Annotated in this window: 22 protein-coding genes; 8 read left to right on the top strand and 14 right to left on the bottom strand. The window is 46.4% G+C overall.

Annotation, left to right across the window (positions count from 1 at the left end):
• The first annotated feature begins 160 nt into the window (after positions 1 to 160).
• Entirely contained in the window at positions 161 to 607 is a 447-nt protein-coding gene (locus BV910_RS01245) for a MarR family winged helix-turn-helix transcriptional regulator (RefSeq protein WP_078146066.1), read from the top strand.
• Positions 604 to 1239, top strand: coding sequence for a nitroreductase family protein (locus BV910_RS01240; protein ID WP_015880377.1), 636 nt, complete (start codon positions 604 to 606; stop codon positions 1237 to 1239). The genes BV910_RS01245 and BV910_RS01240 overlap by 4 nt, the downstream gene beginning before the upstream one ends.
• Positions 1240 to 1277: 38 nt before the next feature.
• On the opposite strand, the gene BV910_RS01235 is transcribed toward BV910_RS01240, so the two are convergent.
• From BV910_RS01235 to BV910_RS01195, 9 genes are all read right to left on the bottom strand, one after another.
• Positions 1278 to 1940: an NAD(P)H-dependent oxidoreductase gene (locus tag BV910_RS01235; RefSeq protein WP_078146065.1), complete on the bottom strand. Its 663-nt coding sequence runs from the start codon at positions 1938 to 1940 to the stop codon at positions 1278 to 1280.
• Positions 1941 to 1956: 16 nt separating this feature from the next.
• Complete coding sequence (locus tag BV910_RS01230) at positions 1957 to 2568, bottom strand: class I SAM-dependent methyltransferase (RefSeq protein ID WP_078146064.1); 612 nt, start codon at positions 2566 to 2568, stop codon at positions 1957 to 1959.
• A complete protein-coding gene (locus tag BV910_RS01225) occupies positions 2565 to 3572 on the bottom strand; it encodes an ABC transporter permease (RefSeq protein ID WP_078146063.1) in 1008 nt (335 codons plus the stop codon). The genes BV910_RS01230 and BV910_RS01225 overlap by 4 nt, the downstream gene beginning before the upstream one ends.
• The gene (locus BV910_RS01220; RefSeq protein ID WP_078146062.1) at positions 3569 to 4243 is read right to left on the bottom strand and encodes an ABC transporter ATP-binding protein; all 675 of its coding nucleotides are present in this window, start codon (positions 4241 to 4243) and stop codon (positions 3569 to 3571) included. The genes BV910_RS01225 and BV910_RS01220 overlap by 4 nt, the downstream gene beginning before the upstream one ends.
• A 41-nt stretch (positions 4244 to 4284) precedes the next feature.
• On the bottom strand, positions 4285 to 5013 hold the full coding sequence (locus BV910_RS01215) for a GntR family transcriptional regulator (protein WP_074035076.1): 729 nt from the start codon (positions 5011 to 5013) through the stop codon (positions 4285 to 4287).
• 79 nt (positions 5014 to 5092) lie between these two features.
• The gene (locus BV910_RS01210) at positions 5093 to 6517 is read right to left on the bottom strand and encodes a glycoside hydrolase family 1 protein (protein WP_078146061.1); all 1425 of its coding nucleotides are present in this window, start codon (positions 6515 to 6517) and stop codon (positions 5093 to 5095) included.
• 37 nt (positions 6518 to 6554) lie between these two features.
• Positions 6555 to 7862 (bottom strand): PTS cellobiose transporter subunit IIC, encoded by a 1308-nt coding sequence (gene celB / locus BV910_RS01205; protein WP_078147884.1) that lies wholly within the window; start codon positions 7860 to 7862, stop codon positions 6555 to 6557.
• A 23-nt stretch (positions 7863 to 7885) separates the two neighbouring features.
• Positions 7886 to 8230 (bottom strand): PTS sugar transporter subunit IIA, encoded by a 345-nt coding sequence (locus BV910_RS01200; protein WP_041917964.1) that lies wholly within the window; start codon positions 8228 to 8230, stop codon positions 7886 to 7888.
• Positions 8231 to 8235: 5 nt separating this feature from the next.
• Positions 8236 to 8532 carry a PTS sugar transporter subunit IIB gene (locus BV910_RS01195; RefSeq protein ID WP_015880368.1) on the bottom strand — a complete coding sequence of 99 codons (297 nt, stop codon included), beginning with the start codon at positions 8530 to 8532 and terminating at the stop codon, positions 8236 to 8238.
• A 134-nt stretch (positions 8533 to 8666) separates the two neighbouring features.
• Between BV910_RS01195 and BV910_RS01190 the strand changes: the two genes are divergently transcribed.
• Positions 8667 to 10454, top strand: coding sequence for a type I phosphomannose isomerase catalytic subunit (locus BV910_RS01190; RefSeq protein ID WP_168169826.1), 1788 nt, complete (start codon positions 8667 to 8669; stop codon positions 10452 to 10454).
• 188 nt (positions 10455 to 10642) lie between these two features.
• Entirely contained in the window at positions 10643 to 11080 is a 438-nt protein-coding gene (locus tag BV910_RS01185; protein WP_078146059.1) for a hypothetical protein, read from the top strand.
• A 112-nt stretch (positions 11081 to 11192) separates the two neighbouring features.
• Here the strand turns inward: BV910_RS01185 and BV910_RS01180 are convergent, their stop codons facing one another.
• The 3 genes from BV910_RS01180 to BV910_RS01170 are packed head-to-tail and all read right to left on the bottom strand — an operon-like array spanning position 11193 to position 13839.
• Positions 11193 to 11933 (bottom strand): AAA family ATPase, encoded by a 741-nt coding sequence (locus BV910_RS01180; protein ID WP_205728297.1) that lies wholly within the window; start codon positions 11931 to 11933, stop codon positions 11193 to 11195.
• Positions 11924 to 13192: a sensor histidine kinase gene (locus BV910_RS01175; RefSeq protein ID WP_078146058.1), complete on the bottom strand. Its 1269-nt coding sequence runs from the start codon at positions 13190 to 13192 to the stop codon at positions 11924 to 11926. Before BV910_RS01175 ends, BV910_RS01180 begins: the two co-directional genes overlap by 10 nt.
• On the bottom strand, positions 13189 to 13839 hold the full coding sequence (locus BV910_RS01170) for a response regulator transcription factor (RefSeq protein WP_078146057.1): 651 nt from the start codon (positions 13837 to 13839) through the stop codon (positions 13189 to 13191). Before BV910_RS01170 ends, BV910_RS01175 begins: the two co-directional genes overlap by 4 nt.
• Positions 13840 to 13982: 143 nt before the next feature.
• On the opposite strand from BV910_RS01170, the gene BV910_RS01165 reads away from it, so the two are divergent.
• A complete protein-coding gene (locus BV910_RS01165; RefSeq protein ID WP_078146056.1) occupies positions 13983 to 14549 on the top strand; it encodes a hypothetical protein in 567 nt (188 codons plus the stop codon).
• Between the two features lie 35 nt (positions 14550 to 14584).
• Here the strand turns inward: BV910_RS01165 and BV910_RS01160 are convergent, their stop codons facing one another.
• Both BV910_RS01160 and BV910_RS01155 read right to left on the bottom strand, forming a co-directional pair.
• Complete coding sequence (locus BV910_RS01160) at positions 14585 to 15292, bottom strand: hypothetical protein (protein ID WP_078146055.1); 708 nt, start codon at positions 15290 to 15292, stop codon at positions 14585 to 14587.
• Between the two features lie 63 nt (positions 15293 to 15355).
• Entirely contained in the window at positions 15356 to 17272 is a 1917-nt protein-coding gene (locus BV910_RS01155) for an endonuclease MutS2 (protein ID WP_078146054.1), read from the bottom strand.
• Between the two features lie 458 nt (positions 17273 to 17730).
• Here BV910_RS01155 and BV910_RS01150 point away from each other — a divergent pair, with 458 nt between their 5' ends.
• Genes BV910_RS01150 through nagE form a run of 3 tightly spaced genes read left to right on the top strand, consistent with a single transcriptional unit; the run spans position 17731 to position 20575 of the window.
• Positions 17731 to 18219: a PTS sugar transporter subunit IIA gene (locus BV910_RS01150; RefSeq protein ID WP_078146053.1), complete on the top strand. Its 489-nt coding sequence runs from the start codon at positions 17731 to 17733 to the stop codon at positions 18217 to 18219.
• A gap of 20 nt (positions 18220 to 18239) precedes the next feature.
• Positions 18240 to 19088 (top strand): PRD domain-containing protein, encoded by an 849-nt coding sequence (locus tag BV910_RS01145; RefSeq protein WP_015880355.1) that lies wholly within the window; start codon positions 18240 to 18242, stop codon positions 19086 to 19088.
• Entirely contained in the window at positions 19085 to 20575 is a 1491-nt protein-coding gene (gene nagE / locus BV910_RS01140; RefSeq protein WP_078146052.1) for an N-acetylglucosamine-specific PTS transporter subunit IIBC, read from the top strand. The genes BV910_RS01145 and nagE overlap by 4 nt, the downstream gene beginning before the upstream one ends.
• Positions 20576 to 20783 lie beyond the last annotated feature (208 nt).

The raw sequence follows: 20783 nt of genomic DNA, 5'->3' as shown, positions 1-20783 counted from the left end.
CATTGTTATATATCAGTTGGTTATAATATAGACTATTATATAACAGTTTGACAACCTATTTTTTAAAACTTTTTATTTGAAATATCGTCAGGTTGGGTTTACTATACATTGTGTGACCCATCAATGATTGAGTCATCAATGATTTGAGGAGGCGATGTGCATGCGAGATTCTTGCTCGCTTCGTGATCAAATTCTCTATCACATCATCACTGTACAAAAAGAATTAGGGCAATTATTCGACTCTGAAATGGACGGGCTCAGCTTGAGTCGCTATGACATTTTGAGCAACTTGTATCACGTCGGTCCATTGCGGCAACGTGAATTGCAACAGCGCGTCGATGTCGACCATGCCGCCATCACCCGACACTTGAAACAGTTAGAGACACAAGGACTCATCACGCGGAGACGCTGTGAACAAGACAACCGTGTCATCTATGTTGAGTTGACAGACGATGGTCGTGAACAAATTGCACATTGGACTGAGCAAAAAGAGTGCTTAACGGACCGACTTTTTGTCAACATGAAGGTAGAGGATCAACAACAGTTATTAGCATCACTCACGATGTTACAAGATACTATTGACCATGAAAGGAAGACTACAATATGAACACTGCCACACAAAAAGACTTTATGGAGATTGTCAAAGGACGCCGCTCGATTCGTGTATACGATGAGAACGTCAAAATTTCAAAAGAAGAAATGACACAAATTCTTGAAGAAGCGACAACAGCTCCTTCATCCCTTAACTTACAGCCATGGCGCTTCGTCGTCATCGATAGCGCAGAAGGAAAAGAAACACTCCTCCCACTCGCAAGCTTCAACAAACGCCAAGTGGAAACATCTTCAGCTGTGATCGCACTCTTCGCCGACTATCAGATGGCAGATTACACAGAAGAAATTTTCGATACAGCAGTAGAGCGCGGTATGATGCCGGCTGAGGTCCGTGACCGTCAAGTCGACATGATCAAAGGCATCTTCAAAGATGCACCGAAAGAAATGATCAAAGATAGCATCATGCTCGATTCAGGTCTCGTTGCGATGCAGCTCATGCTCGTCGCACGCGCACACGGATATGACACAAACCCAATCGGTGGATATGATAAAGCGAACATCGCTGAAGCGTTCGGTCTCGACAAAGAGCGTTACCTCCCAGTCATGCTTCTCTCTATCGGGAAAGCAGCCGAAGAAGGTTACCCATCAGTCCGTTTCCCAGTCGACCGCATCACAGACTGGAAATAATTCAAAAAGGTCAATCGCTGAGGCGATTGACCTTTTTTTCATCCGATATATTTGACGACTTCGTTAAAATCACGACGTGTTTTCGGTGCAAAGTCGCGCGCTCGATACCCAAATGCGACCATGACTGAAAGTGACCATTCCCCACGTTCCATCACACCTTCTGAGATTAACAACTCATCGATCTCCTCTTGATTGAACCCTTCAATTGGGCATGAATCGATCTCGATTTGTGCGGCAGCCGTCATCATGTTCCCAAGAGGGATATATGTCTGACGCTTGATCCATTCCTGGAAGACACGCTCATCGTCTAAAAGACGGTAGTCGTCCTCCTGGAACTCCTGTACCCGTTTCACGCGCTGTGCGTATTCTTCTTCCGTCCGGCCCTGTACACCCGTCACGATATGACGAATATAGTCCGAATCGTAACGCATGGCTTTCGGTGTTCTTGCGAGGATCAACACAAAGTGACTGGCAGTCAGTGCCTGACCTTGCGCTCCCCATGCATGATCTTTAATCTTTTGGAGTAAATCTTCCCGACGCACCACGACGAATTGCCATGGCTCGAATCCGAACGAACTCGGCGAAAGACGTCCCGTCTCTAAAATGAACTCCATGTCCTCTTCTTTGATTTTACGATCCGCATCGAACGCTTTCGTCGCTTGACGCCAACGATACGCTTCTAAAATGTCTTTCTTTTTCATCGTGCTCACTCCTCCATTACCAAGATGACTCCATCATATCAAACCGATAAATCAAAAATCGCTCATGAAGATTCTTCAGCGGCAATCGCACCGTTTGTACGTACTGAAAAGGCGTCTCGTCGTTCAAATAATGGAGGTACTCATCCGCCGGATAATATAAAATCACATCGACCGGGCGAGGAACCGTTTCAACAGATTCGATGATGTTGGCAATCACTTGGCGGAAGACGTTCACCGAGAACGGATTAAAGAAGTAGAATCGATTCGCATCCGGTGGAATCATGAATCCCTCCGCGAATCCCTGTTCCAATTGAACACTTCCCCGATTACGATGTTTCTTCGTATAGCTCATCCAATTTTGAAGTGCCTCCTCATGAAATCCACCGTCCATCTCGACACCAATCGCCCTCACACGAAACGTATACGCTAAATAGAACGGCAGACGCCCTTTGCCCGAACCGAAATCAACGATCGTATCTGTGGACTCCAACGGATAAGCGTCCCGAAGCAAATCGAGTGCCTCGTAAGGAGTCGGCTCATAACGATGATATTCGGCCGAGGACGGAAATCCTTGCTGAGGTTTGGCCGTCTCGATTTGTAACAGTTGCTCATACTGCTGTTCGTTCATGATGAACCTCTTTCTTGAATGGATTGAAAGAATGGATGTCGCTCCATTTCTCTCGTGAACGACGTCTGTTCTTGATAGGCGACATACAACAGATAAATCGGAACCACTAGTTTGAACCAACTTGGGAGAAGAATCACGCTCGTGATCCCGAGCGGAATGAGTCGAAACCATAAATTCCGATGACTCGGCGTTCTAAAGTACATAAGGAGTGCCATCGTCCGTCTGACGGTGCCGAAGCGATTCGGTCTCGGTCGATACAGGGGACGTTTCCGCTCACTCGTCTTCTCGATGGCTCCTGACGTCGTCAACAGGACACGATCGAATGAGGCACGCTCACGTTCTCCGATTTCAATTTCTCGACCGACACTCGGATGTTTCGACACCCATGCTTCCCCTACGTATAACGCAAATGTGACCATGGTGCTTCCGATCAACACACTAAGCAATATCGACTCAATCAATAACGCATACACGCCTACAAAAGCAAGGAGTACGATTAAAAATCGCTTCATGAGATGGGCGTGTCGGAGACGTAGATGATACTGGACCCATGCGTGACACCAAGCGAGTAGAAAAAGTGCAGCCCCAAACGCGAGAATCTCGCCCACGTCCCTTCCTTTTACGTATAGAATCGGTGCAAGCAACAGCAGATAGCATCCATATTGAATCACGTGTTGCGTAAGTTGATACCAAACCGAATACCTTTTTAAATCCCGAATCATGCCCCGGTTTGACACAAGGATGAGATCGGCACGCTCAATCCAGACAAACATACGGTCTTGGCACATGAACCATCCAATCAGAAGTGCCCAGAGAAAATAAGGGATGTCACCTAACCAGGGGAAGTTCCCTTCCCAGACTTGCCAGTAGGAATAGCCTGCCCATATGAGAAGAGGAAGGACACCGTATAAAAAAATCGTCCAGTCGACAATCAATCGGACCGTCTTCCATTGCTGTTTTATGTACCGGGAGACACGCATCCAAAACAATCGTTTCGCAATCATCGCATCGCCACATCTTCCATCATGTCAAACAAGGTCATCCCCTCTGTATCGAGCGCTTCACGAATCTCCACTTTCGTCCCACTCGCGAGCAGTTGTCCATCATCAATCCATACGAATCGGTCGCATAATCGCTCGGCCGTATCAAGAACGTGTGTGACTAATAAGACACTTGCCCCCCTCGTACGCTCCGCTTCTAACAGTCGAAGTAACTGAATCGTCGTCGTCGCATCCAATCCGATAAATGGTTCATCGACAATCAATACCCGCGCTTCTTGAATGAGCGCCAATAGAATCATCGCCTTCTGTTTCATCCCTTTTGAAAAAGAGGAGAGATACCGATCGGTCACATGCTCTAACCGGAATAGCTGTAGCAACTCCTCCGTTTTTTCTGTTGAATCGATTCCCGTTAATTCTTGGACGAGTGCAATATGTTCAGATAGCGTCAAATAATCATAGTAGACCGGTTGTTCCGGGATAAACGCATAGCGTTCCATCTCGACCGTTCCCTTCATCCAAGGAATCGTTCCGGTAAGACAGGCGATGGTGGTCGTTTTTCCCGCACCATTCGACCCAATCACCCCTAAAATCTCACCTGCCCGTACATCAAACGAAATGTCTTGGATGACGGGCTCGTTTATCTCGTATCCTGCCTGTTCAATTTTCACATCCACGATGGGTCCTCCTTACGAAAAAGTCGCCATCGCGGCGACTTTTACTTCACAATATTGACCGATGAAAACACAAATTTATCGTATCGATGACGGGCAAACGAATACTCGAACGGTTTCCCGTTACTTAAATAGACCACTTGCTCGACTTCGATAATCGGTTCAGTGATATCATTCTTCAAGTAAGCTTGGTCGTACTCATCCGGTTTATCTGCTCGAATCACTTTATGCGAGCTTGTAATCGTATAACCCAGATCTTCTTGAATATACGCATACACGGATTTTTCCAAAATTTCACGTGTGATTCCTGTAATGAGGTTAGCAACCATGTACGTCAATTCGATGACATACGGCTCATCGTCTACGTAACGCACACGACGTATTTCATAGACCGGTTCTGTCAGCTCAATCATGAGATGATTGGCGACTTCCTGACACGGAAACTTTACCTCAAAATTCAGGACTTCACTTCGTAACGAGCGATCTCCGATTACTTGAGTCAGCCCTCTCGTTTCTTTACTAATCACGTTGATGCGATCTTTTTGGAAGCTCGACTGTAAAATGAATGTTCCTTTACCACGTTTACGATAAATCAGCCCTTCCATGACGAGAATCTCAAGCGCACGTTTCATCGTCATTCGGCTCACCCCAAACTCTTGGGCCAAATGGATTTCATCAGGTAATGCATGTTCTAGCGGATAAACGTGTTCAATAATTCTTTTACGAATTTCATCAGCAATGGTTTCATATTTCGGTTTTTTCTTAGTAGACATATAGCACCTCATGTATAGACATATATGTACAATATATCAAAAAAAGCTGACAAAGAGTAGTCTTTGTCAGCTTACTTCATTATTCTGTAAAACCATTAGCGTCAATCAACTGTTTAAACCAGTGCCCTGATTTTTTTACAGTACGCTGTTGCGTATCTAAGTCAATACCTACAAATCCATAGCGATTTTTATAAGCATTGCTCCATGACCAATTGTCCATGAACGTCCAAAGATGATAGCCTTTTACGTTCGAACCCTCTTCAATCGCTTGATGCATCCATTTCAGATGTTCGCGAATGAAATCAATTCGATAATCGTCTTGGACACTTCCGTTCTCGTCACGATAACGCTCTTCACCCTCGACACCCATTCCATTCTCTGAAATGAAGCATGGAATATTACCATAGTTTTCTTTTAGATTGATTAATATATCATAGATTCCTTTTTCGTAAATTTCCCATCCACGATATGGATTCATTTTACGTCCAGGCATCTCATAAAAATCAAATAAGTTTTCCGGTAAGAATGGTGCGTCCGGATTCGGCAGTGATGCTTTTGCTTTCACGCGACGCGGCTGGTAATAGTTGATGCCAAGCAGGTCGACTGTATGTTCTCGAATGAGTTCAAGATCGCCTGTTTCCATCTGTGGCATCGCATCTTCAGACTTCAGCACTTCTACTAATTCTTGAGGGAACGTGCCTAAAACAGATGGATCGAGGAACGAGCGATTGAACATCGCATCAGCAATGCGCGCTGCGCTCAAATCAGCTGGGTGCTGACTTCTCGGATATGAGGGTGTCAGATTTAAGATGATTCCGATTTGCCCAGATTGTCCCATGTCACGATACGCTTCGATTGCCTTCGCACTCGATAAGATCGAGTGGTACGCTACTTGGACAGCTCGCTTGAAATCAACAACGTTTGGATAATGAAAATCATATAAATATCCACCCTCTACCGGTACAATCGGTTCATTATGCGTGAACCACTTCTCGACGCGGTCACCAAACAACTCAAAGCATGTCTTCGCAAAAGTGACATATGCCTCCACGACTTCCCGTGATTCCCAACCACCTTGTTCTTGAAGCGCCATCGGCATATCGAAGTGATACAGATTGATGAACGGTTCGATACCATGATCGATTAAGCAATTGATGACATTGTTGTAAAATGTGATTGCCTCTTCATTTACTTCCCCGACACCTTGTGGAAAAAGACGTGACCATGAAATGGAGAAACGGAACGTGTTATGCCCGAGTTCTTTCATCAATGCGATATCTTCTTCATACAAATGATAGAAGTTTGAGGCCTCTGTTGCGCTTACGCCATTGAAAAAGCGATTCGGCTCTTGCATGTACCAGTAATCCCAGATGTTCAATCCTTTTCCACCTTCAAAAGCAGCACCTTCCATCTGTGTAGCAGAAGAAGCCGTTCCCCACCAAAAGTCTGTCGGAAATTGATAGGTCTTTTGCTCTTTCATTCGTGTTTGTGTCGGGTTCGTCATCTTTTATCTCTCCCTTATTTCTATTTTCTCTATTTGTTTACACTGCTTCTTGTTTATCTGTTGATTCTTCTAACTCTTTTTTCAAGTTCATTCGGTCGATAAATTTCAAGAACGGGAACCAAATCGCCAAAATAATGAAGAAGTTCACGATTTGAAGAAGACCTCCGGCAAGCGAGTTCGTCGCCATGATACCACTCAAGAACATTGGGACAGTCCATGGAACAGCGACACCCGTTGGTGGTGGGACTAAGCCTGTCGACATCGCGAAGTATGTGACCGTTACCGTCACGAGCGGTGCGACAATCCAAGGAATCATGATGAGCGGGTTCATAACGATTGGAAGTCCGAAGATGACCGGCTCGTTTACGTTGAATAGTCCAGGTCCGAGGGATAGTTTCCCGATTTGTTTCAACTGTTTCGATTTCAAGAACAACAAGATGGCCACGACGACAGCAAGTGTAGATCCGGAACCACCAAGCCCTACCGTGTAAATTTCAATGAACTGTTTACTGATAATGTTCGGAACATCTCCAGTCGAGGTATAAGCCGTCAAGTTCTCCACAGATAATGTGTTCCAAATCGGGTCCATCACCGAGTTGACGATGACCTGACCGTGGAGTCCGAAGAACCAAAATAGCTGAACGAAGAAGATTGCGATCAACGTTGGAATGAGACCATTCCCTAATGTCACAAGCGGTTGCTGAACGACGTTGAAAATGACGTCATGAAGATTCGTATTGAATAAGTTCGTCACGATGATGTTGAATGTTAAAAATACAGTCAAGGTTAATAATGCAGGAACAAGTGCTGAGAATGATTTCGCAACAGCTGGCGGTACTCCATCCGGCATCTTAATCGTCCATTTCTTTTGAACGACAAATCGATAAATCTCACCGGACAGGAATCCGGTAATCATCGCAAGGAACATCCCTTTCGCTCCAAGGCGATCCAACGGAAGGACATTCCCGACTGCCTCTGACATACCATCCACTTCAATCAAGAAAGGCGTTAAGAGAAGGAAAGACACGAGCGAGATCGCTCCTCCGAAGACAGCCTCGACTTGATAACTTTTCGATAGATAATACCCGATACCGAAGACGACAAAGATAGACATAATCCCCATCGTTGCAGATGGTGCGTTTCCGAGTGATGTTTTAAATACACTGAGTGTACTCTCGGACATGAAACGGTCGAGGAACGGCAGGTTTGCAATGACGACGATGATTGACCCAAACATGGTAATCGGGAAAGCGAGCATGAATGCATCTCGCAATACTTGTAAATAGCGACTGTTGTTTAAATAGGTCGCCATCGGCATGAGCAGTTTACTGATCATGTTGAACATCTTATTGTCCTGTGACATATGATTCACCCTTCTTGATTAGGATTTACAATCTTTTGTTCGACCATTTCGACCAAACCCGCTGTCAAATCAAGCATTGTTTGCGTAGACATTAAATGGTCCTCTGCATGAAGAAGCAATAAAGAGACGTCTGTTTTTTCTCCATTCGCTTCTCTTTGGATTTGTGAAAAGTGTGTTTGATGTGCTTCTTTTAATTGTCCACGTGCCTCATCAATCTTTTCTTCGAACGTTTCATAAGAACTCGTTTTATACAGTTGAATCGCTTCCTGAATCGTACTTCTCGCATTGCCACTGTGCAAAATCATCATGAATGCCATTTGCTCCAAGGTTAACTCGTCTACCTGTTCCACGTTGTTCACCCCATTAATTTCATCGCTTGTTCGTATGCAGCTTTACCATTCGCCGTGCCGTATGCCATCATATCGATCACTTCAATCGGTGTTGATGTTTGCGCTTTCAATTTATCCAACAAGAAACGCATTTGTGGACCAATCAAAATCACATCTGCCTCGTCCATCTCGGTTACGACCTGATCTTGACCGACTGCCCAAATCTTCGCCTCATCCCCGATTGATGTGGCATGATCTTTCATCTTCGTTACGAGTAAACTCGTCGACATCCCTGAACTACACGCTAATAAGATTTTCTTCATGTGTCCTCACTCCTTATTTGAAATCGGTTACATGTTTTATTATACACATGATTTATTTCATGTCTATACTTGATTTAAACTTTGTTTAGTTTTTAAATTCATAAGTGTATATCAAATTAATGGGAGGACAGGATATGAGCGCTATTCTTTTAAAACCACACTATCAACAGCGACTTTGGGGAGGGGAGCGTCTGAAGCAATTTGGTTTCGATTTCAATGACCCTTCGATCGGTGAAGCTTGGACGGCTTCTGCATTAGAAAAAGGTAGTTCAGCCGTTGCTTCCGGACCCTACGTTGGTCTTTCTTTGCGTGAACTCTATCAACAATATCCAGAGTTGTTTCAAATTAAAGCGGACGTGTTTCCACTACTGATTAAATGGATTGATGCGAACGATGATTTGTCTATTCAAGTTCATCCTGATGATTCGTTAGCGGAACAACTCGAAAACGAATCATATGGAAAAAATGAATGTTGGTATATTCTCGATGCTCCAGCAAATGCGACACTCATTTACGGTCACTCCTATGCCATCTCAGAAGACTTCAACAAAGCGCTTGAAACAGGCGATTTGGAACACGGCTTGATACGAAAATCGATTCATGCCGGTGATTTTTTCTATGTCCCAGCTGGAACGGTCCATGCATTGACAAAAGGGGTATGCGTACTGGAAATTCAACAAAGTTCGGACACAACCTATCGTCTATACGATTACGAGCGACTGGATGTGACGACCGGTCGTCCACGTGAACTTCACGTAGAAAGGGGCATTCTCGCTTCTTTCGTCCCTCACCTTGGCTATAGTGAACCAATCCGTCAACTCGATCACTTTCGAACACGTTTGACGAAGAATCCATTCTTCTTCGTGGAAAAATGGCATGTTACAGCGAAAGAAAAGATTTCGACCGACACGTTCCGGTTACTATCTGTCGTGCAAGGAACATTAATCATTGATGAGATGGAAGTACCTACGGGAGGTACACTCCTTCTCCCGGCCAATGAGTCGTTCTTGATTGAGGGGGAAGCGATTTGTCTAGTGACTGGTGTTCCTTCCGATGAAAAACAAGCTGTCCGAATCGGGATTGATTTAGGAGGGACGAACACTCGGATTGCGGCTGTTTCACTCAAAGGTGAAGTACTGAAACAACTCACGTTTAACACGCAGCCTCAACTTCCTTTCGAAGAGGCACTACAATCTATTGAGACTGCGATTCATCAATTCAATGTTGAATTCGATATCCGGCATGTTGGAATTGTGGCTCCCGGTCCACTCGATTTGAAACAAGGGATGTTTTTAACGCCTCCAAACCTCCCGAATTGGCACCATCAAAAAATCGTTGAGCCTTTAACACAGCGCCTCGGCTTTTCTGTCACCCTTGAAAACGATGCGAATGCGGCAGCTCTCGCAGAAGCTAAATTTGGAGCAGGAAAAGGATTCGATGCTGTTTTTTATGTAACAGTGAGCACTGGAATCGGTGGCGGTTATGTCTATAAACATCAAATCATTCGAGGGGCGAACGGCAGTGCCGGTGAAATCGGAAATATGATTATCCGTTCGAACGGACCAGTTCACCCTGTACTGAATCGAGGCTCTCTCGAATCACTCGCAAGTGGTACCGCGCTCATGAGTCGCGCAAGCGAAAAAGGATATACAAACGTCCCTTCGCTATTATCAGATGACGAGTACCGCCATCACTTCGTCGAGGAACTGGCTAGCGCACTAGCTAACATCATTCATACTGTCGATCCTGATGTGATTGTATTAGGAGGCGGCGTCATGATGTCGGCCTCATTATTTTGGAACGAATTACAACAAGCAGTCTCGAATAAAATGTATCCACATGCTAGTGGAAAAACGCGTCTCTGCCTCACTCAATTGTCAGGAGATGCGGGTGTGATCGGCGCTGCCTTTGTCGAAGCATAATGAGGTTTGAAAAAAACGGACATTCATCGTGAATGCCCGTTTTTTTCGTATACAGAAATGTGAAATAAATCAATATTATACTTTGCGAATCATCTACAGTTTCTTTTCTAGATTGAGTTAGATTCGTTTACTTTAGCGTGGTAACGTGAAATGATAATGATAACAACTCTTTAAAGTGAGGTGACGGTGTGTCTACCACAGAGCACGAACAAGCGACATCTATTTTGCATCACCTCTTTACCGCCTCTTCTTTTGTCGGAATCGATTTCGGTTCTGGTCCGAACCATCATCTTCTCTATTTCAGTCGTCAAGGACTGGAATCTTGGATCTCCATCGAGGGACCGTGGCATGTCCATGCGACGCAAAATACGTTTGACGAAGGTGAACAACTCGAACAGCTCATGCGCTTAAGAAGAGAGCGCATCCATCAAATACGCCTCGGTGACGAACACCCCCACCTCGAACTGGAATTTGAATCCGGATCCCTTCTCTTCATCAATGGATATCAAGAACACTTTGAGTGCTGGCAAGCAGGGGACGCGAGACCACTTGGTGGAGACGCCTATCTGTTGGTCGCGATGCCACAAGGGGAGCTCGCAATCTTTGCGGATGGAGACGACGAATGAACACTTGGATGGAGATTGTCTTGTATATGTTGATTGCCGGGGGCGTTAGCCTCGCGATCATCTTATTAAGAAAGATTACGAAAGCATGAAAAAAGCGGCCGAGGCCGCTTTTTTAGTCAAACAAAATTCGCTGCATCCGTTCCGGTGCCTGTAAATAATCACGCATCACCCGTACATGCTCGAGGTCATCAAAAGCCGTCGGAGTAAGTCCCGTCTCCACTTGTAAAATCATCGCACCTGGATACGACATCAAGATAGGTGAATGACTCGCGATGATAAATTGACTCCCCGACTGGACAAGTTCATGCATGCGTGCGAGCATCGTCAGTTGGCGCATCGGCGACAATGCGGCCTCTGGCTCATCCAAAATGTAGAGACCGTCTCCACGAAATCGATGTAGCATGAGGGATAGAAACGCTTCACCGTGTGACTGTTCATGAAGGGAACGTCCGCCATATGATTCATAAAACCGTTCAGGATCACGTCCTGACTTTGCCATCTCATCCACATAACTCGATAGCTGGTATGCCGTTTCCGCACGTAAGAAAAAACCATCTTTCGGACGATACGGTCCTCGAATCGGGCGTAGCGCTTCATACAAAGAACTATGCGTTGACTCCGTTTCGAATTGGAAGGAAGGTGCTCCGCCTTCTGGGTTGAATCCAGCCGCGACCGCCATCCCCTCAATCAACGTCGACTTTCCACTCCCGTTTTCTCCAACGAGAAACGTGACCGGATGATGAAACGTCAGTTCATCGAGTGTCTGAAAGATTGGTAACGAGTACGGATAACCCGTTGATTGTATGCGGTCTTTCTCTAACCGCACCCCTCGTAAAAATAAAGTCATGTCCATCCGATCCAAAATGTCGCCCCCTTATCTGAATCGACGCCATAAGAAAGTCCTTGTGCGTCAAGAAGTAACTTCGTGATAGCGAGACCTAAACCATGTCCGTTAGAGCGATCCCCTTTCACATACATATCCCAAATGGAAGATTGGACGGCAGGGTCAATCCCGTCCCCTTCGTCTATCACGTCTAGTCGATTCGGTGTCAGTTTGATGGTAATGCGTCCCCCAATCGGGCTCGCCTCATACGCATTTCTCAAGAAGTTCGAAAGAACCCGTTCCATCGCTAGTCGATTGGCTTGTATTGTCACAGGTTCTAATTGTAAATCGAGCATCACGTCTTTTTGTCGGAACCACTCGGACATGCGTGGCGTCAATCGACGAACCAATTCATCGAGTTGAATCGATTCCATTTCAAGGGGAATGGAACCTGCGGACAATTTGGAGTATTCAAGCATCTGATTGACGAGTCGGTCGATCCGGTCCACTTCCTCGGTAATGCTTTTACCGGTTGTGGCCATCTCTGTTTCATGGACAACACCAAGCTCTAATAGTTCCGCCTCGTTTCGAACGATAGCGAGCGGTGTACGCACATCGTGTGTGATCCCAGAAATAAATGATTTTTGAAGCGCCTCTTTTTCTTGAAGTGATGTGTTCATCTGTCCGATGGTGACGGTCAAATCTCCAATCTCATCGTTCGTCACGCTCGGTAAGCTAATATCGTGTCGCCCCTCCATAATGGATGCGGTCGCTTGTTTCAACTCGACGAGCGGTTGCGTGAGCCGACGACTCATCCAATACGTGACAGCGATTGCGACAAGTAGGGCCAGAATAAACCCACCCGCTAAGATGGGGTAGATTTGCTGGAATTGTGGATTTGAAAACGGAACGGGACTATACGTCACGATTTGAATGTCCCATTCTTCTTTCAGATACGTCAAGAAGCGGGTACCATTTACACCCACTTCGTCCTGAATCTCTAAATCATTCGGATCGAGGTTGATTGGCATCATGCGATGCATCCGTCCGCCTCGTTCGAACTCGATACGCTGCCCATTTTGAAATACAAGCACGTCAAGTTGCCCTGGGATTCCACGGCCCTCTTGAATGGCTTCATACACAATCGCCGCCTCGCGCTCCAATTGTGCGTACGTCTCCTCTTCTGCGAAGCGTCCAATCAATAATGACGTAAGTCCGAATGTTAAAAGTGCCATCACTGCAAGTGGTAGAATGGCCGTCCAAAGTAACTTCTTCATTAATCGATTCATGACAGTTCCTCTAATCGATAACCGACCCGGTGCACCGTCTTCAACTGTTCTTTTAAGGTCGGCGATTTGTCACGCAGTTGTTTAATGTGGGTGTCGACCGTTCGTGTATCTCCGACGAATGCGTAGTCCCACACCTCATCGAGCAAACGGTTCCGGTCTAACGCCTCCCCGACATGTTTCCAAAGATACAGTAACAACTCATACTCTTTGTTCGTTAATCGAAGCGGATGTCCGTTCTCTTGTACCATTCTCGATTTGACGTCGATGGTGAGCGTTCCAAATTGAATCATATCGGTTTGTTTGACGAGACGTTTCAGTCGAATCTCCAACTCTTTTAAAACGATGGGTTTGACTAGATAATCGTCTGCGCCAAGTTCCAATCCGAACACACGATCATCCGCCTCACCACGAGCCGTCGTCAGGATAATAGCAGGTGCGGGCTGTTGCGCTTTTAATGTCGGAATCAAGGTCCAACCTTCTCCGTCAGGGAGTCGAACATCCAATAAAACTGCATCAAACCGTTGATGCAACTGTTGTTTCGCCTCACTCAAAGTCATCGCCACGGTCACCTCAAATCCGGAATATGTTAAAAAGCGGGACATGCCGTCCGCCAGTTTTAGTTCATCTTCCACAACGAGTACGTTCATCTCATATCGCCTCCACATCCATTATATCGTACCCATCAAACGTCCCACCGTTTCCCAAAGACAATTTGCAGAAATCTTGCAACTCCCTCACAACTTCCGAAGCGTTCAGTCCTACACTTGAAGTAACAAAGGAGGAGATACACATGAAATCAACAAAACTAGCAATCGCCTTAGCCGGTCTATTGGCCGTCTCAGGCACAGGCGTATATGCCGCGACGAATGACACGACGACTGATGAATCGACAACGACAGCATCCACACAATGCGAACGTGGTGAACGAGGGCCTGGTATGTTCGGTGACCGAGAAGCAGGGCATGCCGCTCTCATCGAAGCGCTCGGTTTAACGCAAGAAGAAGTGGATGTGGCTCGCGAAAACGGGCAATCTCTCCCTGAACTCGCAGAAGAAAAAGGGATTTCAATTGAAGCGTTCATCGACGCGATCATGACGTCGCATGAAGAAAAACTCGCAACCGCTGTGGAAGAAGGAAACTTGACGCAAGAAGACGCGGATCAAATCCTTGCGGACCACGAAGAACGGTTTGCCGATGTGACAAGTTACGATGACTTGGAAGATATTCGTGGTATGCGCGGTGGACGTGAAGGTGGTCGCCATGGTCACGGTCCACACCATGACGACTCAACTTCTTCAGATGACGATGCTTCAACAGAGAGCGACAGCAACGTAGAAAATCAAAGCAATAGCTTATAAGTCAAAAGGGCAGCCACTCGCAGTGGTTGCCCTTTTCATATGACGAGCAATAACAGCGCATAACTTAATAAACCAATCAAAAATGCACCAAAACTACTCTCTCGCTCAGCAGGCAATTCTTCTTTCATGACGTTCAAGATGACGCCACCTGCTAAAAAGGCGACAACAATCGATAAACCGAGATCATTCACTTCCGCAAAGGTACCAACTGCCCACCCTATGAGTACAGCAAGCGCTAAGAAGATGCGCCCTTGTCGATCATAAAGTTGCTGATGGTGCTGACGTAATCCTTGATCGACCGTGACAAAGTGTATGCCAAGCGCTAAAAAATAAAGAAACATCGTGCCATTGGACTGAAATTCACTTTCTGCGAGCACATATCCGATGCTAAACGTATATAACGTGAATGAACCAATGTGAATCCAAAACACATACGATTTTTGTTTACGCTTATTGGCCGTTGCAAATCGTTCGAGCCCATAAAAGACAGCCAGTCCTAACATACTGATGATTAAGATATGGTTCTCGAGGGAAGCAAAGACGTTATTTCTAATCTCTCCTTCAAGTTCGCGTTGATATTCATTTAACTCTGGCAACAGATGAAGAAATACATAAGCAACGGCAATCCCTCCAGCCACTGATAAAAAACGGCTTCTCGGCACTTCACGCACGTGAATGAGTTTTCCTGAAAAAAAGTGAATCACGGCAAAACCGAGTGCAAACCAAAAACTTAACTCGAACACATAAGCCCCTCCCACATTAAGATTTCTCTTTATGTGCTCTTACCCTTTCACCGTATGCTACATTCATTTCCGTTTAGATTGCTCTTGTTTCTTCCTTTCCCGAATCTCTTTCTCCACTCGTCGTAACGCTTTTTTCGATCCTCTTGCAAAGTCGTGGGCTTCCTTACGCTCCTGATACGTCGTGAACAACGTATCTAAATCATAGTCAGCCGGATAGAGCTCTGTCGCGCGTGCCTCAAGACGAACGCGGCGGCTCGGCAACTCTACATATTCCAAATCTACGAACACGCGGACATGTCGACGCGATGCATCAAACGAATAGACAAGACCGACTTGATTCGTCTCTAACAAGCGGACACGGTCACCTGTTTCAAAGTGCTCTTCCTCTTCAAGTGGTACCATTTCCACTTCTCGCACAATTTTAGAATCATCGACTTTCGTCATATCATATGTTTTCTCGTTCATGTAACGGGATGCCTGTTTCAGAATCGATTCCGGTAACTTCATCTTACGGGCGATAAAGAGGGCGTTGCTGTCGCCAGACTGTCCCATGAGCAGTCTGTATTTTGGTTCGAGCGTTTCCGGATCAAACTGCATCGCAGCGTTCATGAAATCTGGGTGGGCTTCAGAATAGGATTTGATTTCACCATAATGTGTCGATGCCACAACGATTGCGCCCCGTTTATATGCCGCTTCTAAGATGGCAATCGCAAGAGCGGCTCCTTCGTTCGGTTCCGTCCCGCTTCCGATTTCATCGAATAACAAGAGCGACCGTTTTCCAGCGGTCTGCATGATACTCGCCACATTGTACATGTGTGCAGAGAACGTACTGAGTGCCGATTCCAAGTCTTGATTATCTCCGATATCGACGAACACCTCATCAAATGTCGAAATGACTGTATCGGTGTGAGCCGGGATATGCAGTCCTGTCATCGTCATCAGACTAAGGAGTCCAATTGTTTTCAAGACGACCGTCTTCCCGCCGGCGTTCGGTCCGGTGATGATCAAGCCGCGATAGTCTGTACCGATGGCAAAATCAAGTGGCACAGCGCTTTCTAAGAGCGGATGACGTACTTGTTTCAATCGGATGTGACCGGTCGCATTGACGTGTGGTGTCACGCCATCAATCGACTGACTGTACTTCCCTTTGGCGAAGACCATATCGTACTGGGCGATGACGTCGAGCGTCGATTCGATGTCAGGAAGAACTTCCGTCACCGCTCCCGTCAACGTCGCTAGTACTTGATACACCTCTACCGCTTCTTCCGTACGCTTGACGACGAGTTCAGCATTTAACTTCGCAATCGCTTCCGGTTCGATAAAGACCGTCGTCCCACGATTCGAGGTATCCACAATCGTCCCTGCCACTTTATGCTTATAAGAAGCTTTGATTGGAATGGTGAAGCGGTCCTGTTTTTTCGTGACGAATCCGTCTTGGATCATCTCGCGATTGGCGGCGCTCTTTAAGAACTTGGTCAATCGTTCCTCGATTCGTCCTTCTAAAATGTCGACTTGCTTCCGAATCCGCTTCAACTCTTTCGATGCTTCATCGACGACCTGTCCGGCTCGAATCGCTTGTGTGATGTCTTCTTCAAGCGTCCGCCATTCGCCCATTCCTGAAGCATAAGCCGAAAGAAGCGGTGCAAAGAATTCATGCTCGAGCATGAATCGCTTGAGTTTGCGTGCCCCTCGTAAAAACTCGGCGACCGCTTCAAGCTCTGTTGCCTCGAGTTGGATGCCTCGTTGCAGTTTTCCGATAATGGTCTCCATGTCAGACACACCGATGAACGGGACGTGTGACGTCGCATCTAGAATCGCGCGGGCTTCGGATGTTTCTTGCAGGCGCTTCTTCACCGTCGTAATGTGGCTCGTTGGGCGTTGCTGTCGAAGAAGTCGTCTTCCGAATCCGCTGATGCAGAAGCGCTCTACTTTCGTCATCAATTCGTTGTATTGTAATTTTTCAAATGTTTGTTCGTTCATGTGTCTCTCTCCTCAAATCGTAGAATCGAGATACCGCGCAAACAAAAAAGCGTCGGTCGATGACGACCAACGCAAAAAGACAGACGGGTGTCTGGCAGTTTTTGATGGGCGGTATCTGTAACGGAACATGACGGCATGACAAAAAGACGTGTCATCCGACATTTTTCAGTTCGTTAGGCAGATACAACCTCACTCATCAACATGCAACACCTTTCTTACTTAGATTCGCCCTTACTATACAATAGATTCGTTCCCTTGCAAAATTTTAGAGAACGCTTTCAAAAAAAGACTTGTGTCTCAAACCAACACATGTTATGTTGAACGTGAAGAAACGAATAGTGATCACATGTGACTGATTCGATCAGGCATGGGGTAAGACGTACGGTGCATGCCACCCGTCTATACTCCATGCCTGTTTTGTTTTTCGGTGTTTTGTTTCAAGAAAGGATGTAGTAGACATGCTATGGAATAAGTTAATGAATCGACACAAACCGACACTGCACTCACCAATGGAAGGAGACGTCATTCCACTCGAACAAGTTGCGGACCCGGTCTTTAGTGAAAAAATGATGGGCGATGGCATTGCCATCACACCAACAGACGGTGCCGTCGTCTCACCGGCTGATGGAGAGATTGTACAAATCGCTCCAACAAAGCACGCCATCGGCATTCGGACCGAGGATGGGGCTGAGATTTTGATACACGTCGGACTCGATACCGTTGAACTCGAAGGTCGACCGTTTGATCTTCAAGTAGATGTGGGCGACCACGTCAAGACGGGACAGCTGTTACTCACAGCAGACTTGGCGCAAATTCATCAGGCGGGTAAGGACACGGTCACTCCAATGGTCGTGACGAATGGTGATGCACTCGCCCATCATTATGCCTTCACGTTCACGAAAGAAGCTGTTCCGGGCAAGACGATTGTCGCCCGAGTGGAAGCGTGACTCCGGAATAAGGAGGACACATGATTAAAATCAAAAAGATTCTAAACAACAATGCGGTCATCGTCTCAGATGAGGGTGAAGAAAAGATTGCAATTGGTCCTGGCGTCGCGTTTAAAAAAGCGAAGAACGACATCGTCAATCCACATAAAATCGAAAAGTTGTTCATCATGCCAGAGAATGACAAGTTCCAACAGCTGTTGAGCCGGATTCCTGTCGAACACTTCACCGTTTCCGAGGATATTATCTCGTATGCGGAAAAACGTCTCGAGACATCGTTCAACGAACATATTCACATCGTCTTGACCGACCACATCTCGTTCGCCATCGAGCGGGAAATGGATGGCATCTCGTTACGCAACAAACTGTTGAACGAGATTAAAATCCTCTATCGGAATGAATATGAGATTGGACTATGGGCGATTGAACATATCGCTGAAAAGCTCAACGTCCAAATGCCGAAAGACGAAGCTGCGTTCATCGCGCTTCATATCCATACGATGAAAGTGAAAGGAGGTGATTTACGCAAGACGGTCAAACAGACAACGATTGTCCGCGACATGATTCAATCGATTTCACGACGACTCGATGTATCCATTGAAGAAGATGACTTATCCTACCAACGATTATTAACTCATTTACGGTTCGTCATGGATCGGGTCAACCATTACGATCATCACACGATTGATGAAGACATGCTCCGCATGATTCAGACGAAGTTCACGTCTGCCTATGCGTGTGCATCAGATGTCGCAAAAGAAATGGAAGAGACCTATGGCATCGTCTTGCCCGAGTCAGAACTTGGTTATATTACGCTTCACATCCAACGTCTACAAGATCAACACCATCAAAAAGGAGGAAATCAACAATGATGAACTTTTTCCAACGTCTCGGACGTTCCCTCATGTTACCGGTCGCCGTACTACCGGCTGCTGCCATTCTCATGGGGATTGGTTATTGGATTGACCCAGTCGGCTGGGGATCTGAAAACATTGCCGCTGCATTCTTAATTAAGGCAGGGGCCGCTATTATTGATAACATCCCAATTCTGTTCGCAGTCGGGGTCGCGCTCGGAATGGCTAAGAACCGTGACGGTTCAGCAGCACTCAGTGGGCTCGTTGCCTTCTTGACGGTCACAACGCTTCTCTCTGCAGGAACGGTTGCGTTGTTCCAAGGAATCGACGTAGAAGCCGTTAACCCGGCATTCGGGAAGATTGGGAATGCTTTCATCGGGATTCTATCCGGTCTCGTCGCCGCTTCCATGTATAACCGCTTCAGTCAAGTCAAACTGCCAGATGCTCTCGCCTTCTTTAGTGGGAAGCGTCTCGTTCCAATCATGACAGCCTTCTCGATGATTCTTGTATCGGTCGCCCTTTACTTCATCTGGCCGGTCGTCTATACAGGTCTCGTCGGATTCGGAGAATCGATTTCAAAACTCGGCGCATTCGGTGCCGGACTTTACGGATTCTTTAACCGTCTCTTGATTCCAACCGGTCTTCACCACGCTCTCAACTCTGTATTCTGGTTCGACGTCGCCGACATTAACGACATCGGAAAGTTCTGGTCAGGTGAAGGTGAAAAAGGTGTGACAGGGATGTACCAAGCAGGTTACTTCCCAATCATGATGTTCGGTCTTCCGGCCGCAGCACTCGCGATGTACCATACAGCGAAAACGAAACGGAAGAAACAAGCCGCTTCACTTCTTCTCGCAGCGGCATTCGCTTCATTCTTCACAGGTGTAACAGAACCGCTCGAGTTCTCATTCATGTTCCTCGCTCCTGTTCTTTACCTTGTACACGCAGTCCTTACAGGAATTTCGCTCTTCGTTGCGGCAACGTTCCAATGGACAGCCGGCTTCGGGTTCAGCGCAGGCTTGGTCGACTTTATCTTGAGCTCACGCTTGCCGCTTGCGAACCAACCGTATATGCTCATCGTTCAAGGTCTCGTGTTCGCAGTCATTTACTACGTCATCTTCCGCTTCATGATTGTGAAGCTCAACTTGGCAACGCCAGGTCGTGAACCAGATGAAGTCGTCGATGCGGTTGCAAGTGAAACGACAGATGGCGAAACGAAAGTCGCACCGGTCGCATCAGCTTCAGGTAACGAATTCTCAGCCATGGCGAACATGATTTATGATGGTCTCGGCGGTGACAGCAACGTCACAGGAATCGAGTCTTGCATCACACGCCTACGCGTCGATGTCAAAGACATGGATACGGTCAACCAAGATCAAATCAAAAAAGCCGGTATTCCGGGAATCAAAGTCGTCAGTCCAAACCATATTCAAGTCATCGTCGGCACAAACGTTCAGTTCGTCCTCGATGAGATTGAAAAAATCCGTAGCCACCGCGCCGGATAAACGTCGAAAGCCACCTCATTCAGGTGGCTTTTCTTGTTTGGCTGCATATTGTTTATAAAATTGAATGAAATAGTAGAGGAAGATCCACGGTAAGATGTACTGTGTGAGCCACATGAAAACCTTAAGTACTGTATGTACAATATATGGCCCTAGCCCAAATAAAAATAATGCGACTAATAAAGCGCCGCCTAAACCTATGTATATCTTT

Source organism: Exiguobacterium sp. HVEsp1 (genome assembly GCF_002009685.1).
GTDB classification, from domain to species: Bacteria; Bacillota; Bacilli; order Exiguobacteriales; family Exiguobacteriaceae; genus Exiguobacterium; species Exiguobacterium profundum.
This window is presented reverse-complemented; position numbering and strand designations above follow the sequence as displayed.

Bases quoted from the DNA above. Each gene is read 5' to 3' on its own strand.
- BV910_RS01245 (WP_078146066.1), top strand. From the start codon at position 161: ATGCGAGATTCTTGCTCGCTTCGTGATCAAATTCTCTATCACATCATC.
- BV910_RS01240 (WP_015880377.1), top strand. From the start codon at position 604: ATGAACACTGCCACACAAAAAGACTTTATGGAGATTGTCAAAGGACGC.
- BV910_RS01235 (WP_078146065.1), bottom strand. From the start codon at position 1,940: ATGAAAAAGAAAGACATTTTAGAAGCGTATCGTTGGCGTCAAGCGACG.
- BV910_RS01230 (WP_078146064.1), bottom strand. From the start codon at position 2,568: ATGAACGAACAGCAGTATGAGCAACTGTTACAAATCGAGACGGCCAAA.
- BV910_RS01225 (WP_078146063.1), bottom strand. From the start codon at position 3,572: ATGATTGCGAAACGATTGTTTTGGATGCGTGTCTCCCGGTACATAAAA.
- BV910_RS01215 (WP_074035076.1), bottom strand. From the start codon at position 5,013: ATGTCTACTAAGAAAAAACCGAAATATGAAACCATTGCTGATGAAATT.
- BV910_RS01210 (WP_078146061.1), bottom strand. From the start codon at position 6,517: ATGACGAACCCGACACAAACACGAATGAAAGAGCAAAAGACCTATCAA.
- celB (WP_078147884.1), bottom strand. From the start codon at position 7,862: ATGTTCAACATGATCAGTAAACTGCTCATGCCGATGGCGACCTATTTA.
- BV910_RS01195 (WP_015880368.1), bottom strand. From the start codon at position 8,532: ATGAAGAAAATCTTATTAGCGTGTAGTTCAGGGATGTCGACGAGTTTA.
- BV910_RS01190 (WP_168169826.1), top strand. From the start codon at position 8,667: ATGAGCGCTATTCTTTTAAAACCACACTATCAACAGCGACTTTGGGGA.
- BV910_RS01180 (WP_205728297.1), bottom strand. From the start codon at position 11,933: ATGGACATGACTTTATTTTTACGAGGGGTGCGGTTAGAGAAAGACCGC.
- BV910_RS01175 (WP_078146058.1), bottom strand. From the start codon at position 13,192: ATGAATCGATTAATGAAGAAGTTACTTTGGACGGCCATTCTACCACTT.
- BV910_RS01170 (WP_078146057.1), bottom strand. From the start codon at position 13,839: ATGAACGTACTCGTTGTGGAAGATGAACTAAAACTGGCGGACGGCATG.
- BV910_RS01165 (WP_078146056.1), top strand. From the start codon at position 13,983: ATGAAATCAACAAAACTAGCAATCGCCTTAGCCGGTCTATTGGCCGTC.
- BV910_RS01155 (WP_078146054.1), bottom strand. From the start codon at position 17,272: ATGAACGAACAAACATTTGAAAAATTACAATACAACGAATTGATGACG.
- BV910_RS01150 (WP_078146053.1), top strand. From the start codon at position 17,731: ATGCTATGGAATAAGTTAATGAATCGACACAAACCGACACTGCACTCA.
- BV910_RS01145 (WP_015880355.1), top strand. From the start codon at position 18,240: ATGATTAAAATCAAAAAGATTCTAAACAACAATGCGGTCATCGTCTCA.
- nagE (WP_078146052.1), top strand. From the start codon at position 19,085: ATGATGAACTTTTTCCAACGTCTCGGACGTTCCCTCATGTTACCGGTC.